The organism is Pseudonocardia sp. 2-7, from assembly GCF_056341085.1.
The window spans coordinates 5,492,383-5,507,406 of sequence record NZ_CP094507.1 but is presented as its reverse complement, the minus strand read 5'-3'; the positions used below and the strand labels follow the sequence as shown (position 1 = coordinate 5,507,406).

16 protein-coding genes are annotated in these 15,024 nt (G+C 74.2%); 11 read left to right on the top strand and 5 right to left on the bottom strand.

All coding sequences use genetic code 11. From position 1 onward, the window contains the following. The first annotated feature begins 41 nt into the window (after positions 1-41). The 3 genes from MTO91_RS26655 to MTO91_RS26645 all read left to right on the top strand — a co-directional run bounded on the left by MTO91_RS26655 (position 42) and on the right by MTO91_RS26645 (position 2,839). Positions 42-1,643 (top strand): glycosyltransferase family 87 protein, encoded by a 1,602-nt coding sequence (locus tag MTO91_RS26655; protein ID WP_476653192.1) that lies wholly within the window; start codon positions 42-44, stop codon positions 1,641-1,643. Positions 1,644-1,777: 134 nt separating this feature from the next. Further along, the gene (locus MTO91_RS26650) at positions 1,778-2,455 is read left to right on the top strand and encodes an NUDIX hydrolase (protein ID WP_073576122.1); all 678 of its coding nucleotides are present in this window, start codon (positions 1,778-1,780) and stop codon (positions 2,453-2,455) included. Positions 2,456-2,575: 120 nt separating this feature from the next. Further along, positions 2,576-2,839, top strand: coding sequence for a hypothetical protein (locus MTO91_RS26645; protein ID WP_476653191.1), 264 nt, complete (start codon positions 2,576-2,578; stop codon positions 2,837-2,839). A gap of 7 nt (positions 2,840-2,846) precedes the next feature. Here MTO91_RS26645 and MTO91_RS26640 read toward each other — a convergent pair whose 3' ends face one another. Further along, positions 2,847-3,614, bottom strand: coding sequence for a deoxyribonuclease IV (locus tag MTO91_RS26640; RefSeq protein ID WP_179761498.1), 768 nt, complete (start codon positions 3,612-3,614; stop codon positions 2,847-2,849). A gap of 332 nt (positions 3,615-3,946) precedes the next feature. Between MTO91_RS26640 and rpsF the strand changes: the two genes are divergently transcribed. The 5 genes from rpsF to dnaB all read left to right on the top strand — a co-directional run bounded on the left by rpsF (position 3,947) and on the right by dnaB (position 7,618). Further along, complete coding sequence (gene rpsF / locus MTO91_RS26635) at positions 3,947-4,261, top strand: 30S ribosomal protein S6 (protein ID WP_062398960.1); 315 nt, start codon at positions 3,947-3,949, stop codon at positions 4,259-4,261. Positions 4,262-4,272: 11 nt separating this feature from the next. Further along, positions 4,273-4,818, top strand: a complete 546-nt coding sequence (locus MTO91_RS26630) for a single-stranded DNA-binding protein (protein WP_251783330.1) — start codon at positions 4,273-4,275, stop codon at positions 4,816-4,818. 54 nt (positions 4,819-4,872) lie between these two features. Beyond that, entirely contained in the window at positions 4,873-5,109 is a 237-nt protein-coding gene (gene rpsR / locus MTO91_RS26625; protein WP_020623471.1) for a 30S ribosomal protein S18, read from the top strand. A gap of 14 nt (positions 5,110-5,123) precedes the next feature. Beyond that, the gene (gene rplI / locus MTO91_RS26620; protein ID WP_208822723.1) at positions 5,124-5,570 is read left to right on the top strand and encodes a 50S ribosomal protein L9; all 447 of its coding nucleotides are present in this window, start codon (positions 5,124-5,126) and stop codon (positions 5,568-5,570) included. 638 nt (positions 5,571-6,208) lie between these two features. Next, positions 6,209-7,618: a replicative DNA helicase gene (gene dnaB, locus MTO91_RS26615; RefSeq protein ID WP_062403954.1), complete on the top strand. Its 1,410-nt coding sequence runs from the start codon at positions 6,209-6,211 to the stop codon at positions 7,616-7,618. Between the two features lie 101 nt (positions 7,619-7,719). Here the strand turns inward: dnaB and MTO91_RS26610 are convergent, their stop codons facing one another. Together MTO91_RS26610 and MTO91_RS26605 are read right to left on the bottom strand one after the other, a co-directional pair. Further along, entirely contained in the window at positions 7,720-8,058 is a 339-nt protein-coding gene (locus tag MTO91_RS26610; protein WP_476653189.1) for a DUF3040 domain-containing protein, read from the bottom strand. A 170-nt stretch (positions 8,059-8,228) separates the two neighbouring features. Next, on the bottom strand, positions 8,229-8,747 hold the full coding sequence (locus MTO91_RS26605) for a dTDP-4-dehydrorhamnose 3,5-epimerase family protein (protein WP_476653187.1): 519 nt from the start codon (positions 8,745-8,747) through the stop codon (positions 8,229-8,231). A 195-nt stretch (positions 8,748-8,942) separates the two neighbouring features. Between MTO91_RS26605 and MTO91_RS26600 the strand changes: the two genes are divergently transcribed. Beyond that, positions 8,943-10,103, top strand: coding sequence for a methyltransferase domain-containing protein (locus MTO91_RS26600; protein WP_476653185.1), 1,161 nt, complete (start codon positions 8,943-8,945; stop codon positions 10,101-10,103). Positions 10,104-10,167: 64 nt separating this feature from the next. Continuing rightward, positions 10,168-10,530, top strand: a complete 363-nt coding sequence (locus MTO91_RS26595; RefSeq protein WP_251783333.1) for a BlaI/MecI/CopY family transcriptional regulator — start codon at positions 10,168-10,170, stop codon at positions 10,528-10,530. A 49-nt stretch (positions 10,531-10,579) separates the two neighbouring features. On the opposite strand, the gene MTO91_RS26590 is transcribed toward MTO91_RS26595, so the two are convergent. Both MTO91_RS26590 and MTO91_RS26585 read right to left on the bottom strand, forming a co-directional pair. After that, on the bottom strand, positions 10,580-12,199 hold the full coding sequence (locus MTO91_RS26590) for an SDR family oxidoreductase (protein WP_476653183.1): 1,620 nt from the start codon (positions 12,197-12,199) through the stop codon (positions 10,580-10,582). A gap of 44 nt (positions 12,200-12,243) precedes the next feature. Beyond that, entirely contained in the window at positions 12,244-13,689 is a 1,446-nt protein-coding gene (locus tag MTO91_RS26585; protein ID WP_476653181.1) for an AI-2E family transporter, read from the bottom strand. Between the two features lie 514 nt (positions 13,690-14,203). Between MTO91_RS26585 and MTO91_RS26580 the strand changes: the two genes are divergently transcribed. After that, positions 14,204-14,707: a hypothetical protein gene (locus MTO91_RS26580; RefSeq protein WP_100879083.1), complete on the top strand. Its 504-nt coding sequence runs from the start codon at positions 14,204-14,206 to the stop codon at positions 14,705-14,707. Positions 14,708-15,024 lie beyond the last annotated feature (317 nt).

Here is a 15,024-nt window from a genome sequence, read left to right as displayed (position 1 = left end):
AGCCGCTGGCGCGCGCCGCCAGCCGGGTCGTCGGAGGCCCGATGGGTCGGCACGCACTCGTCGGACGGTCGCGCTGGTGGACCCCGCTGCGGGTGGTGCTGCTGCTCGCCGTCGTCGTGCTGGCGCTGGGCTGGCTGGGCAAGGCGGCCTGTCTGCAGCAGTACCGCACCCCCGACGGTGCGCTCGCGCTGGACTGGCGCAACGACCGTCAGTACGTCGCGATGTGCTACTCCGACACCGTCCCGCTCTACGGGCTGGAAGGTCTCGCCGACGACGCAGTCCCCTACCGCGACGCCTGGTTCGAGACCGCCGCCGACGGCTCCCGCACCGCCCGGTACATGGAGTACCCGGTCGTCACCGGGATGTTCCAGTACCTCAATGCGCAGCTGACCGACGGCTGGCAGTGGCTGGCCGAGCGGCTGCCGTTGCCGACCGCGCTCGACGTCGTCGTCTACTTCGACGTCACCGCGATCTGGCTGGCCATGGCATGGCTGGTGGTGGTGTGGGCGGTGCTGATGCTCCGCCCGGAACGTCCGTGGGACGCCGCGTTGGTCGCGCTGTCCCCGCTGGTGGCGGTGCACGCGTTCACCAACTTCGACACGCTCACCGTCGCGCTCGCGACCGGGGCACTGCTCGCGCTGCGCCGGGACCGGCCGGTCTGGGCCGGGGTGCTGCTCGGGATCGGCGGCGCGGCCAAGCTCTACCCGCTGCTGCTCCTGCTACCGGTGCTGCTCGTCGGCTGGCGACGCCGCGCCGACGGAGGCCTCCCGCGTGCCGCGTGGACGATCGGTGCCGCGGCCCTCGCCTGGGTGGCGGTGAACCTCCCGGTCGCGCTGGCCTGGCCGCGCGGCTGGGTCGAGTTCTTCCTGCTCAACCGCACGCGACCGGCCGACCCGGACTCGGTCTGGTACTCGCTGTACTGGTTCACCGGCTGGTCCGGCTTCGACGGCCCGCTCGGCGACGGGCAGTCCCCCACCGTGCTCAACACCGTCACCGCGGTGCTCATGGTGCTGGCGTTCGCCGCGATCGCCTGGCTCGCGCTGCGCGCGCCGCGCCCGCCCGCGGTCGCCGAGCTGGCCTTCCTGACGGTCTCGGCGTTCCTGCTGGTCAACAAGGTGTGGAGCCCGCAGTACTCGCTGTGGCTGGTCCCGCTCGCGGTGCTCGCCCTGCCCCGCTGGCGGCTGCTGCTGGCGTGGATGGTCGTCGACGCGCTGGTCTGGGTGCCGCGGATGTTCCAGTACCTCGGCGTCGCGAACAAGGGGCTGCCGCCGGAGCCGTTCCTGGTGACCGTGCTGGTCCGCGACGCCGTGGTGGTCGCGCTGTGCGTGCTCGTCGTCCGGCAGATCCTGCGGCCCGGCACCGACCCCGGCCGGGACCCGGAGCCCGTGTGGCCGGTCGGCCCGCGGGTCTCCCGGTCCGGCGTGCCCGCCGTGACGGCCTCCGCGTCGGCCGTGCCCGCACGGGGCGGGCGACGGCGGAGGGACGGCGGCGGCCCCGGCCCCACCGGTTCCGTCGGCACGCCCCGGTCCGGCGACGCGGCCGGTTCCGCGGGCTCCGGCCGCGCCGGTCGCTCCGATCGCGCGGCCGCACCCGAACCGTGGCCGTCCCGGGCGGCCCGCCCCCGGCGCGACCCCGCGGACTGAACTGCGGCTGCCCCTCGCGCCGCCGCATGTGTCCCGCCGGTCGCCGCACAGGGTGTGGTGGCGCCGCAGCGGGTGTGACGAGTGCGGCGGCGACGGAACCTGTGCGGCACCCGGGCGGGTGCGACGATCGGGGCATGGCCGACGACGTGGTGGTCCCGGAACCGGTGCAGCGCCAGCTGCGGGAGCGTGTCGAGGCGGCGCTGGCGACGCTCCCCCCGGCCGAGCGCCGGGCCGCGTCGGAGGCGGACCGGGCGGGGAAGCGGGCCGCCGCCGTCACCCTGACGCTGCTGCCGGTCCCCGGTGCCACCGGCGACGGCCGTCTCGCCGACGAGGTCGCGTTCGTCCTGACCCGGCGCGCCCGGTCGCTGCGGGCGCACTCCGGCCAGTGGGCCCTTCCGGGCGGACGGCTCGACCCGGGTGAGACCGCCGAGCAGGCGGGGCGCCGCGAGGTGTCCGAGGAGATCGGGCTCGAGCTCGGCCCGGACCGCGTGCTCGGTCTGCTCGACGACTACCCGACCCGTTCCGGCTACGTCATCACCCCGGTCGTGCTGTGGGGCGGCGGCGCGGGCGAGCCGACGCCCAACCCGGACGAGGTCGCCGAGCTGCACCGCCCGCCGCTGGCCGAGATCGACCACGAGCCCCGGTTCCTCACGATCCCCGAGTCCGACGCCCCGGTGATCCAGGTGCCGCTGTTCGACCGCTACGTCCACGCCCCCACCGGGGCGGTGCTCCACCAGTTCCGCGAGGTCGTCCTGCACGGGCGCGCGACCCGGGTCGCGCACCTGGAGCAGCCGGTCTTCGCCTGGCGCTGAGGACTCCCGGAACCGGGGTCTCAGGTGCGGACGGGCCCGCCGAACACGCCCTCCGGGTCGACGCGGCGCTTCAGCGTGGCCGGCCGGCGCCGGGTGTCGTCGTCCCGGTACGGGCACCTGGTGCAGCTGCCGCGGACCCGGCTGCGGACGCGCTCCGGGCACTGGGTGGTGGCGCACGCGTCGCCGCTGGCCGGGCCGGACGGGGGCCTCGGGGAAGGTCGTCGTGACGATCGAGGAGGCCCGCCCGCCGGAGATCGTCCCGCTGGCCACCGCGTCCGCAGCAGGCGCGAGCTCACCGCCCGGGTCTACGTCGACCAGTACGCCCCGCGGCTGCAGATCGGGGCGGGGCTCACGCCGTCCGGCTGGCTCACCGGTACCGCCTGAGGCCTCCTCAGGTGTGCTCCCGCAGGAACGCGATGTCGCGGGCCTGTCCCTCGGCCGGGGTCTCCACCACGACCGGTGCCCCCGCCGCCGCGACGACGGCGGCCAGCTCGTCCGGCGGGATCGTCCCGTCGTCGATGTTGGCGTGCCGGTCGCGGGCGGAGTCGAACGCGTCGCGCGAGTTGTTCAGGTGGATCAGGTCGATCCGCCCGGTGATCCCCCGGACCCGCTCGACGATCCCGGCCAGCTCCTCGCCACCGGCGAAGGCGTGACAGGTGTCCAGGCAGAACCCGACGCCGAACTCGCCCACCGCGTCCCACAGCCGGCCCAGCGCGTCGAACCGGCGGGCCATGGCGTTGTCCCCGCCCGCGGTGTTCTCGATCAGGACGGGCACGTCGAAGCCGTGCTCCCCGGCCTGGCGCTCGACGAACTTGCGCCAGTTGTCGATCCCGGCGGCCGGGTCGTCGTCCTTCGTGACGTGGCCGCCGTGCACGACCAGGCCGAACGCGCCGACCTCGGCCGCCCCGGCCAGGTGCTGCTGCACGATCTTGCGGCTCGGGATGCGGATCCGGTTGTTCGTGGACGCGACGTTCGCGGTGTAAGGCGCGTGCACCACCACCGCGACGTCCGACGCGGCCAGCTCCGCCGCCCGTGGGTGCGGCGGCGGCTTCTTCCAGCCCTGCGGGTCGGACAGGAACAGCTGGATCACCTCGGCGCCGACCTCGGCGGCCGCGGCCAGGGGGTCCTCGGCGTCGCGGACGTGTGCTCCGATCTGCATACGGGCACGGTAGCGAGGACCCCCGACAGCCGTGGGCTGCCGGGCAGGCGTCGGTGACGGCACCGAGCGGCTCGTCGAGGACGGGGCCGGTGCCGGCGACGAAGGACAGCCGTCCGTCGGTCGGCGTCTCCGCGGGCACGGCCCGGACCCGTCCCGGCGATCCGGGGAACCGCGTACCCGCAGGTCGGGGCCGGAACGGCCGTTGCTAGCCTGTACCGGCATCCCCGCAGCTCCCGCGCATCCGCCGGAAACTGTCGGGGTGCACTGAGAACCTCCTGTCACGGCCGTCCGGGCCGTGACCGTTTCGAGTCCATAGGAGGTGAGTGGTTCTCATGCGTCATTACGAGGTCATGGTCATCCTCGACGGCGGCCTGGACGAGCGCACTGTGCAGCCGTCCCTGGAGCAGTTCCTCACCGTCGTGAAGAACGACGGCGGATCGGTCGAGAAGATCGAGGTCTGGGGCAAGCGCCGCCTGGCCTACGAGATCAAGAAGCAGGGCGAGGCCATCTACGCGGTTCTCGACATCACCGCCGAGCCGGCCACCGTCACCGAGCTGGACCGCCAGCTGGGTCTGAACGAGTCCGTGCTGCGCACCAAGGTCCTGCGCAAGGACGTCACCCGCACGCCGGCGCCCGCCGCCGGCTGATTGGAGCCGTCATGGCCGGCGAGACCGTCATCACCGTCGTGGGCAACCTGACGGCGGATCCCGAGCTGCGGTTCACCCCGTCCGGCGCCGCGGTCGCCAACTTCACCGTGGCGTCCACCCCGCGCACCTTCGACCGCCAGTCCGGCGAGTGGAAGGACGGCGAGGCGCTCTTCCTGCGCTGCAACATCTGGCGCCAGGCGGCGGAGAACGTCGCCGAGTCCCTGACCCGCGGCGCGCGCGTCGTGGTCCAGGGTCGCCTGCGCCAGCGGTCGTTCGAGACCAAGGAAGGCGAGAAGCGCACCGTCGTGGAGATGGAGGTCGACGAGGTCGGCCCGTCCCTGCGCTACGCGACCGCCAAGGTCAACAAGGTCAACCGGGGCGGAGGTTCCGGTGGCTTCGGTGGCGGCGGTGGCTACGACGGCGGCGGTGGCGGTGGCGCCCGACAGGGCGGCGGTTCCGGCGGTGGAGGCAACTCCGGCGGCGGCTATGACGACCCCTGGGGTTCGGCCCCGCCCGCGGGCAGTGGCGCCGCGTCCGACGACGAGCCCCCCTTCTGATCCACGTACCTCTCCGCCCGTGACGGGCGGAGGACGATCTCCAGGAGCACCACCATGGCCAAGGCCATCGTGCGCAAGCCGAAGAAGAAGGTCTGCGCTTTCTGCAAGGATAAGGCCCAGCTGATCGACTACAAGGACACCGGTCTGCTGCGGAAGTTCATCTCCGACCGCGGCAAGATCCGTGCCCGTCGGGTCTCCGGCAACTGCCGGCAGCACCAGCGGGACGTCGCCGTCGCGGTGAAGAACTCCCGTGAGGTCGCCCTGCTGCCGTACACCTCGACCGCTCGCTGAGGAAGGGGAGACACATGAAGCTCATCCTCAACGCCGACGTCCCGAACCTGGGTGCCCCGGGTGACATCGTCGAGGTCAAGGACGGCTACGGCCGCAACTACCTGCTGCCGCGCAAGCTCGCGGTCGTCGCCACCCGTGGCGCCGAGAAGCAGGTCGAGCAGATCCGCCGGGCCCAGAAGTCCCGCGAGATCCGCGACCTGGGCCACGCCCAGCAGGTCGACTCGCAGCTGCGCAACATCAACGTGACCGTCCCGGCCAAGGCCGGCGACACCGGCCGTCTGTTCGGCTCGATCACGCCGGCCCAGGTCGTCGACGCCGTCAAGGCGGCCGGCGGCCCGCTGCTGGACAAGCGCAGCATCGACGTCCCGGGTCACCTCAAGACCCTGGGCAAGCACCAGGTGCAGGTCCGCCTGCACCCGGAGGTCACCACCGAGCTGCCGATCGCGGTCGTCGCGAGCTGAGCGGTCCGGTGGTCGTTCGACCACCGAGCGTGAACAGGGCGGTGTCCGGAGCCATGTGCTCCGGGCACCGCCCTTTCGCGTGTCCGGGCCGGCCGGACGGGCGTCGTGCACACGGTGCGCAGTCCCGGATGGACGATCGACACCGATCGGACGACCCCACACCGGATGTCTTGTCACGCAGCCGACACGCCGTGCGGTGACGATCCACTCGTCGGGCGGGCCTGTGGACGCGCCGGGCGGCGAGCGGTCCGCCGGGCGCTCCGACACGCCCGTACGCGGCGTGCGGCGACACGCCAGAGCAAAGTTGTCCACAGCTGTGGGTATGCCTCTGACCTGCGCAGACGGCCCGTTCCGCTCCCCTGTCCCCAGGTTGTCCCCAGCACGGTCCCGGGACGGGCGGCATCCGTGCACAGTTCATCCCCAGTTCGATCACCAGGCCGGTTCGCCACGGGCCCGCGGCCGACCTAGTGTCGGCCGTACCGGTACGCGAGCGCCTTGCTCCCCGGACCGCGCCCGCCGCGGTCCGTCGGGCACCGCGCCGGCCGGCAGATCACCGACGACGGTCGCGGGTGGCAGCACGTACCACTCGCGCGTCGAACGTGCGTTCGGTACTGTGTCCACCGGGGGTGACGCTGCGTATGGCTCTGACGGACGATCGTCCCGGCAACAAGCCCCGTGCGGTCCGTGACGGCGAGAAGGCCTCCGGACCCGGCGAGGGCGCCACGTTCGACCGTCAGCCCCCGCAGGACCTCACGGCCGAGCAGTCGGTGCTCGGCGGCATGCTGCTGAGCAAGGACGCGATCGCCGACGTCGTGGAGGTCCTGCAGCCGGAGGACTTCTACCGGCCCGCCCACCAGACCGTCTACGAGACGATCCTGGACCTCTACAGCCGTGGCGAGCCCGCGGACGCGGTGACGGTCTCGGCGGAGCTGCAGCGGCGCGGTGAGCTCGTCCGCCTCGGCGGCGCGCCCTACCTGCACACCCTCATCGCGACCGTGCCCACCGCGGCGAACGCGGCGTACTACGCCGAGATCGTCGGCGAGAAGGCGGTCCTGCGGCGGCTGGTCGAGGCCGGCACCCGGATCGTGCAGCTCGGCTACCACGGTGCCGACGGCGGCGACGTCGACGACGCGGTGGACCGGGCCCAGGCCGCGGTCTACGAGGTCACCGAGCGCACCACCACCGAGGACTACACGGTGCTGGAGGAGCTCCTCCAGCCCACGATGGACGAGATCGACGCGATCGCCTCCCGGGGCGGCCAGTCCACGGGGGTGCCGACCGGCTTCGCCGACCTCGACCAGGTCACCAACGGTCTGCACCCGGGCCAGATGGTCGTCGTCGCGGCCCGGCCGGGTCTGGGCAAGTCGACCCTGGGTCTGGACTTCGCCCGCTCCTGCTCCATCAAGAACGGCATGACCAGCGCGTTCTTCTCGCTGGAGATGAGCAAGTCCGAGATCGTCATGCGTCTGCTGTCCGCGGAGGCCCGGATCCGGCTGGCCGACATGCGCGCCGGCCGGATGTCGGACGAGGACTGGACGCGGATGGCGCGGCGGATGTCGGAGATCTCCGAGGCGCCGCTCTACATCGACGACTCGCCGAACCTGACGCTGATGGAGATCCGGGCCAAGGCGCGCCGTATGAAGCAGCGCTACGACCTGAAGCTGATCATCCTGGACTACCTGCAGCTGATGACCTCGGGCCGCAAGGTCGAGTCCCGTCAGCAGGAGGTCTCGGAGTTCTCCCGGCAGATCAAGCTGCTGGCCAAGGAGCTCGAGGTCCCGGTGGTGGCGATGAGCCAGCTGAACCGTGGTCCCGAGCAGCGCACCGACAAGCGGCCGATGCTGTCCGACCTGCGTGAGTCCGGCTCGATCGAGCAGGACGCGGACATGGTGGTGCTGCTGCACCGCCCCGACGCGTTCGAGCAGGACGACCCGCGCGCCGGTGAGGCCGACCTGATCCTGGCCAAGCACCGTAACGGCCCGACCACGACGATCACCGTCGCCCACCAGCTGCACTACAGCCGGTTCTCCGACCTCGCCCACGGCTGAGGCCCCCGGTCGCGCGCCACGGCCACGCCGTCCCTCCGGGGCGGCATCGGTCGCTGTGCGGCGCCGGTCCGGGGCGGCACCGCGCGGTGCGGGGTGCCGGGTCAGGCGGTTCCGGGGTGCGCCTGCGGTCCGGTGGTGGCCGCGACGGCCAGGGCGAGGCCGGCGATGAGGATCCCCGCGACGACGACCGGCACGCTCACCAGTACGGCACCGAGCAGCAGCACGACCAGTGCGGCCCCCAGCAGTACCGTCGGGAACGGGCCGGAGCCGTGCACGGTGCGCCGGTCGCGGGCGAACCCGGCGAGCAGCCGTCCGCCGTGGCGGACCGGGGCGTGCAGTGCGGCGTTCAGTGCGGAGAACCGGCGGACCAGTCGCGGGTCGGTCAGCCGCAGCTGCACCTCGATCTCGTGCAGTCGACGGTTCTCGCGCTCGCTCAGCACCTCGGCACCCCCTCGTGTCCACGTCCCGGCGGACACGGTCGTGCCGCCGTCCGGCGCGGGGCGTCGTCGATCCGGCCTGGTACCGACGTTACGTGACCGATTCGTGATCTGGCCGACCGGGCCGACGGGCTCACATGCGCCCGTCCTCACACCGGGGACGGCGCCCGGGGTCACCAGAGGGAGACGCGGTCCCGGCGGGGGCCCGCGGGGGCCCCGAGGCGGGCGGTCAGCGCGGCCCAGGAGCGTGCGGTGCCCGGTGTCCGGGCCGGCCGGGGGCGGAGCCAGCGGACCGCGAGGTCCGGGTCGTCCGGGTGGACGTCGAAGCGTTCCCGGCGCGGGAGCCGGGTGGCGCTGCGCAGCTCGGCGACGGTCCCGCTCGCGACGGACTGGACGCCGTAGAGGCAGCCCGGCGGGACGAGCAGTCGCTGCGGGCCCTCGAGCAGCGCGACGGCGAGCCGGCCGAAGGTGTCGGCGTCCGGCCGGGCGTCGATGACGACGGCGTAGCCGCTGCCGCGGGGGACGCCGAGCAGCACCGCGTCGTCGGGATGGCCGAACAGGCCGAGCACGGCGTCGCGGGCCGGGCGGCGCCGTCGTCGCACGGTGAAGGCGGTGAGGTCCGGGCCGGACATGTCGGCCACGGTCGGGTCGAGCAGCAGCGCGCCGGGCACCACGGTCCGTACGACGTCCACTCGACCTCCCTCGGTCCGGTCACCGCGTGCGACGGGCGCGCGGTGGGCTGCGGTTGGGGTACCGGAGACGACAACGAGCGGCCCCGGTCCTGGTGACGCTGCGCAAGTCCACGTTGCTCCGATCGGGCTCACAGCGGGCTTTCAGCCCCCGTATCTACTATCGAACCTAGTACTGATGCGACGAAGGGGTGGCGCATGACCGACGACCCGAGGCCGGGTACCCGGTGCCGTGCCTGTGGCGGTGCCACGGGCACGGTCGTGCTCGACCTCGGTGAGCAGCCGCCGTGGGACCGGATGCCCGCCCGGGACGCCCCGCTGCCCGACCCGGCGGCCCCGCTGCGCATGTGGCTGTGCGCCGGCTGCGGTCTCGCCCAGCTGCAGACCGATGCCGTGGTGGCCGAGGAGCTGCACGGCGTCGAACCGCAGGCGATGGCCGACCAGAGCGACCGCTCGGTCGGCCGGCTCGCCCGCGCCGGGCTGGTCCGCCCGGGCGGCCGGGTCGCGGAGTTCGGCAGCCCGCACGGCGGCTCGTGGCTCCCGCGGCTGACCGGGCGCGGCATGATCGCGCTCGACACGGACGCGGTGTCCGCGACCGGGCGGGCCGACCTCGTCGTCGACTTCTACGGGCTGCTGCACGAGCCCGACCAGGCCGATGCGCTCGCCCGGCGGGTCGCGCTGCTCGCACCCGGCGGCACGCTCGCGCTCCAGCTGCTGTCGCTGGGCACCGTGCTGCGTGACGGCCAGTGGTTCGACCTGCGCCACGGCCACTACGGCTACTGGTCGCTGCCCGCCCTGGACACCGCACTGCGCCGGCACGGCCTGGGCGTGCACCGGGCGTGGTGGTACCCGCTGTCCGGCGGGACCGTGCTGGTCACCGCCCGGGCCGGCGCCGAGCCCGACGCCGGGACCCGCCGCCTCGTCGACGAGGAACGCGCCCTCGCCGTCACCGAGCCGTCCGGGTTCGCCCGGCTCCAGGCGGCCGCCGACGACACCCACCTGCTGCGCGACTGGCTGGTCGCCGAGCGGGCGGCGGGACGCACCGTCGCCGCCTACGGCGCGGCGTCCCGCGCGGTGCCCCTGGTGTGCCGCGCCGGGCTGGACGCGTCGCTGCTGGCCGCCGTCGGGGACGCCTCGCCGGCCAAGCAGGGCCACCGCATGCCGGGCAGCGACGTGCCCGTCGTGTCCCCCGACGAGCTCGCCGGCCTGCGCCCGGACCGTGTCCTGCTGTTCCTGCCCGAGCTCCTCGACGAGGTCCGCGCCGCGCTGCCCCGGGTGGAGGCCGCAGGTGGGCGCTGGGTGGTGCTCGGCCCGGGACCGCGTGCGGTGGAGCCCGTGCACGCACTGTCCGGCTGCTGATCCGACGGCCCACCGACCGGGGGAGCATGGGGGGTTGCGGTTACCCTCGGGTCCGGGAGGCAACATGCGTGGTCGACTCGGTGAGCTCGAGGCCGCCGTGATGGACGTGCTGTGGGGGGACGCGGGTCCGTGCCGGGTGCGCGACGTCCGCGCCCGCCTGGCCCCGGCCCGTCCGCTGGCGTACACGACCGTCATGACGGTGCTCGACAACCTGCACCGCAAGGGCTGGGTGCAGCGCGAGCTGGACGGTCGCGCCTACCTCTACACGCCGGCCGCGAGCCGCGAGGAGGAGACCGCGCGCGCCCTGCGCGACCTGCTCGACGGCCCCGGCGACACCGAGGCCGTGCTCCTGCACTTCGCGCGCTCGGTGTCCGAGCGCGAGTCCGCCGTGCTGATCGCCGCCCTCTCGGGCCCCGACCGCGGCTGACGCCGCCGCCCGGGCCACCGTGGTCGGGGGAGCGCCGACCCGGAGGCGGTCAGGCCGCCCGGTCGCGGTGCGACCGGGACCGCAGCCATGCCGGACGGCGGCTCGCCGGGGCGGGGACGTCACCGTCGCGCTCGGCGGTGCGGGTGATGTTGCGGACCATCCCGCCGAAGACGATCCCGTGGAACGGCGCGACCGACCACCAGTACAGGTAGCCGGGGAGGCCGTGCGGGATGAACACCGCCCGCTGGTGGTAGATCGACCCGCCCGGACGCGGGCGCACCGACATCTCCAGCCAGGCCCGGCCGGGCACCTTCATCTCCGCGCGCAGCCGCAGCAGCCCCTCCTCCGGGTCGCGGTCGCTGCCGGCCGGGCGGGCCCCGCCGGGCTCGACCATCCGCTCCACCCGCCACCAGTCCAGCGCGTCGCCGGTGCGCAGGTCGTGCGGGTCGCGACGGCCGCGGGACAGCCCGACGCCGCCGACCGCGCGGTCCATCCAGCCGCGCACCGACCAGGCCAGCGGGAACGAGTACCAGCCACGCTCCCCGCCGATGCCCTCGACGACCGTCCACAGCCGTTCCGGGGTGGCGGCGCAGTCCTGCTCGCGCTCGTCGAGGTAGACGTCGCCGCCGGCCCACTCCGGATCACTGGGCAGCGGGTCGGACGGCACGTTCGCCACGGTCGCGCCCGACCAGCGGGTCTCGACCTCGCCGTCGGTGATGCGGGACAGGGCCAGCTCGACGGCGCGGTCGTAGCCGATCAGCCCGCCCGGCGGGTCGGGGATGCGGTCCTTGATGTCGTCCTCGGAGCAGACGACCTCGTGCACCAGGGACTCGATCAGCGGCTTCGCGATCGACTTCGGGACGGGCGTGACGACGTTGATCCAGTGCGCGGACAGCGACGGCGACAGCACCGGCACCGGCAGCACCCGGCGCCGGGACAGGCCGGCGACGCGGGCGTAGCGCTGCATCATCTCGTAGTAGGTGAGGACCTCGGGGCCGCCGATGTCGAAGGTCCGGTTCAGCTCGGCGGCCGGCGCGTCGATCTCCGCGACCCGGATCAGGTAGCGCAGCACGTCGCGCACCGCGATCGGCTGGATCCGGTTGTGCACCCAGCGCGGGGTGACCATCAGCGGGAGCCGCTGGGTCAGGTAGCGCAGCATCTCGAAGCTGGCCGAGCCGGAGCCGAGGATCACCGCGGCCTGCAGCACGACCGTCGGCACCCCGGAGCGCAGCAGGGTCTCCCCCACCTCCACCCGCGACGCCAGGTGGGCCGAGAGCTTCCCCGCTCCGGTGTCCGGGTGCAGACCACCCAGGTAGACGATCCGCTTCACCCCGGCCGCGCGCGCCGCCTCCCCGAGGATCAGCGCGGCCCGCCGGTCGGTGGCGGCGAAGTCGGAGTCCGACAGCGAGTGCACGAGGAAGTAGACGACGTCGACGTCCTCGCAGGCCGCGCGGACGCTGTCCGGGTCCAGCAGGTCGCCCTGCACGATCTCGGCGTCGGCGGCCCACGGCACGTCGGCGAGCTTGTCCGGGTTGCGGACCAGGCAGCGCACGTGGACCGGGCCCGCGGACGGGTCCGGGACGAGGTCGGGCTCGGGACCCTGGCCCAGCAGCCGGGGCGCGAGCCGCCCACCGATGTAGCCGGTCGCACCCGTCACGAGATAACGCACGGCGCGATCGTCCCACCGCAGGCACTGCGCGGCAGGGCGTGCGCTCAGCCCGGCAGGGCGGGCGGCGGGTTCGCCTCGCGCGGGCGCAGCGGGTCCACCGCCCGCGGCGCGACCTCGCGCGACGCGACCAGGGACCGCACCGCGGCGGTCAGTACGGCCAGCAGCGGGACGGCGAGCAGCGCGCCGGCGATCCCGGCGACGACCACCCCGACCGCGACGCCGAGCGCGACCGCCAGCGGGTGCAGCCGGACGGCCCGGCCCATCAGCACCGGCTGGAGCACGTGGCTCTCCAGCTGCTGCACCGCCAGCACGACACCGAGCACGATCAGCGCGGTCACCGGTCCCTCGGTGGCCAGCGCGACCAGCACCGCGACGGCGCCGGTCAGCACCGCCCCGATGATCGGCACGAACGCACCGAGGAACACCAGCGCGGCCAGCGGCAGCACGAACGGCACACCCGTCGCCCACAGGCCCAGGCCGATCCCGATGGCGTCGACGATCGCGACCAGCACCGTCGCCCGTACGTAGCCGACGAGCGAGGCGAACGCCCGGCGGGCGGCGACGTCGACCCGCGAGCGCCGGGCCCGCGGGGCGAGCAGCCGGACGAACCCCCAGATGCGGCGGCCGTCGTGGAGCATGAAGATCAACGCGAAGAGGCAGAGCGCGAACCCGGCGAGGATCTCCCCGACGGTCGCGGCGGTCGTCACCGCGCCGGAGGTCAGCGTCTGCTGGTTGTCGCGCACCGCCTGCAGCACCTGGTCGCCGAGCACGCCGACGTCGATCCGGAACGGCGTCGCGTCGGCGAGCCCCTGCAGCGAGCCGACGTTGTCGGTGACCTCCGCGACCACCTGGGACGTGCCGTCGACCAGGGTGCTGACGACGGCGGTCAGCAGCCCCCCGAGCGCGGCCAGACCGCCGACCATCACCAGCGCCGTCGCGATGCCGCGGGGCACCCGCCGCTCGTGCAGCCACCGGACCAGCGGGGCGAGCAGCGCGGACAGCAGCACCGCGATCGCCACCGGGACGACCACGACCCGCAGCTCGATCACGAGGAAGACGAGCAGCGCGAACCCGGCGGCGAGGACGAGCATCCGGGCGCACGCCTCGGAGGCGATCCGCAGCGGGCGCGGGATCTCCGCCCGCGGCGACGGGCGGGGACGCGCCCCGGCGGCCCGCGCCACGGGGTCCGCGACGTGCGGCCCGGTCCGCCCGCCGGCGGCGCGATGGTGGTCGGTGGTGTCGTCGAGGAGGGGCTCGGTGTCGTCGTGCGGGGCGGGGGTGGCCCGGTGGGCGCCGGCCCCGGGATCGGCGGGCCGCGGGGCGACCACACGTGCGTGCCCGGCGCCGGAGTCCTCGTCCGCGGCGTGCGCCGGTTCCGCGTGGTGCCCGTCCGCGGACGCGCGCCCGCGAAGGGCAGGGTCGTCGTCGTGCCGTGGGCGCGGGATGCCGCTCCCGGCAGGAGCGGCGGGCCGCCCGGTCCGCTCCGTCATGGGACGACGGTACGGCGGATCGGCCGGGGTGGCGCGGTGCACGCAACGGTGACGGCCCGGCCCCCGAGCACTGCACCCCGGACGGACCAGCGCCGGAACGGACGGAGCAGTGCTGACAGCCATTCGTGACTTTCCGTCGAACTACACCCGTGTAGTCGACACTCCGTGGGCCGCGCCGGCACGAAGGAGTGGCGATGTGGTGACGCACCGCCGCATGGTGGTCGCGACGTGCCGGATCGTGGTCACCTGGGCCGAGGCGAGGACCTGTCGCCGAGGGCTTCCGACGGGCCGGACTCCGAACCGACGTCACCGACTGCTCCAGGAGGAGGCCGAGTGAACACGCTCCGTAGACAACACGGAGAGTCCTGGACCGGTCACGCCACTCGTACGAGGGGACCTCGCAACCAGAACTGTCACCCCCGTTTCCCCTCTCGTGTGTCACCCGTTGACCGGGTGAGTGGGCCGAACGGCGGTATCGGGTGTACGCGATACGGACCAGGCCGTGGGTCCCCACATGTCAGGCGAGCAGGAGGTACGGCGGGTGTACGAGTTCGACAGCGCTGCGGGTGGCCTCGAGTCGTCGATCCGGGCGCGACGCGCCGCGCAGGAGAGCTGGCCGTTCCCCGGCCGGCACGAGTCGCACGACGAGATCCAGGAGGAGACCCCGATCTTCCACGCCCTCACCGTCGGGGGCTGGCGGGACGGCCGGCGGAGCGGGAGCGCCGGCAACGCCGTGCGCCGCGTCCACCGCGGCACCGTCCGCACGACCCGCCGCGGTGGCGCGGTCCGGCCGACCGGGGACACGGTCGCCGCGTTCCACGCCGAGGTCGCACCGGTCCCGGCGCAGCCGCTCGGCCACGCGCCGCAGGAGCAGGACGACGGCGCCTGGAACACACCGGGCGACGCCGCCATGGTGATGCTGCGCCGTCGTCGCGACGCCGAGCGCGCCGCGGACCGGGCCGCGATCGCCGATCTGCTGGGCGGTGCCGGGCGGCACCGGCTGACCCGCACGGCCTGAGCGGCGTCCGAGCGACCGGACGGGTATCCGGCCCGGTCGCTCCGCCGGCACGGGCGGCGCGGTACGGCCGTTCGGCACCCTTTCGCGACCGGATCGGTACGCGAGGCAACCACGACACCCCCGGAGCGTCCCGGGGAGTGGCCGCACGCCACAGGCGTACGGCCGCACGGCAGGACCGGTGGGGACCGGGAGCGCCGAGGATGCACCAGAACATCCCGCGGACACACCTTGGGACCGCGGGATGAGGTGACGACCGGCTGGGGAGCTGGGTCGTCAGCACGCAAGGCGAGGGCCGGGGCGATGGTCGGAGGGAGCCG

Coding starts and splice junctions, on each gene's coding strand:
- rpsR (WP_020623471.1), top strand. CDS start 4,873: ATGGCCAAGGCCATCGTGCGCAAGCCGAAGAAGAAGGTCTGCGCTTTC.
- MTO91_RS26640 (WP_179761498.1), bottom strand. CDS start 3,614: ATGCAGATCGGAGCACACGTCCGCGACGCCGAGGACCCCCTGGCCGCG.
- dnaB (WP_062403954.1), top strand. CDS start 6,209: ATGGCTCTGACGGACGATCGTCCCGGCAACAAGCCCCGTGCGGTCCGT.
- MTO91_RS26655 (WP_476653192.1), top strand. CDS start 42: ATGGGTCGGCACGCACTCGTCGGACGGTCGCGCTGGTGGACCCCGCTG.
- rplI (WP_208822723.1), top strand. CDS start 5,124: ATGAAGCTCATCCTCAACGCCGACGTCCCGAACCTGGGTGCCCCGGGT.
- MTO91_RS26580 (WP_100879083.1), top strand. CDS start 14,204: ATGTCAGGCGAGCAGGAGGTACGGCGGGTGTACGAGTTCGACAGCGCT.
- rpsF (WP_062398960.1), top strand. CDS start 3,947: ATGCGTCATTACGAGGTCATGGTCATCCTCGACGGCGGCCTGGACGAG.
- MTO91_RS26650 (WP_073576122.1), top strand. CDS start 1,778: ATGGCCGACGACGTGGTGGTCCCGGAACCGGTGCAGCGCCAGCTGCGG.
- MTO91_RS26585 (WP_476653181.1), bottom strand. CDS start 13,689: ATGACGGAGCGGACCGGGCGGCCCGCCGCTCCTGCCGGGAGCGGCATC.
- MTO91_RS26595 (WP_251783333.1), top strand. CDS start 10,168: ATGCGTGGTCGACTCGGTGAGCTCGAGGCCGCCGTGATGGACGTGCTG.
- MTO91_RS26600 (WP_476653185.1), top strand. CDS start 8,943: ATGACCGACGACCCGAGGCCGGGTACCCGGTGCCGTGCCTGTGGCGGT.
- MTO91_RS26630 (WP_251783330.1), top strand. CDS start 4,273: ATGGCCGGCGAGACCGTCATCACCGTCGTGGGCAACCTGACGGCGGAT.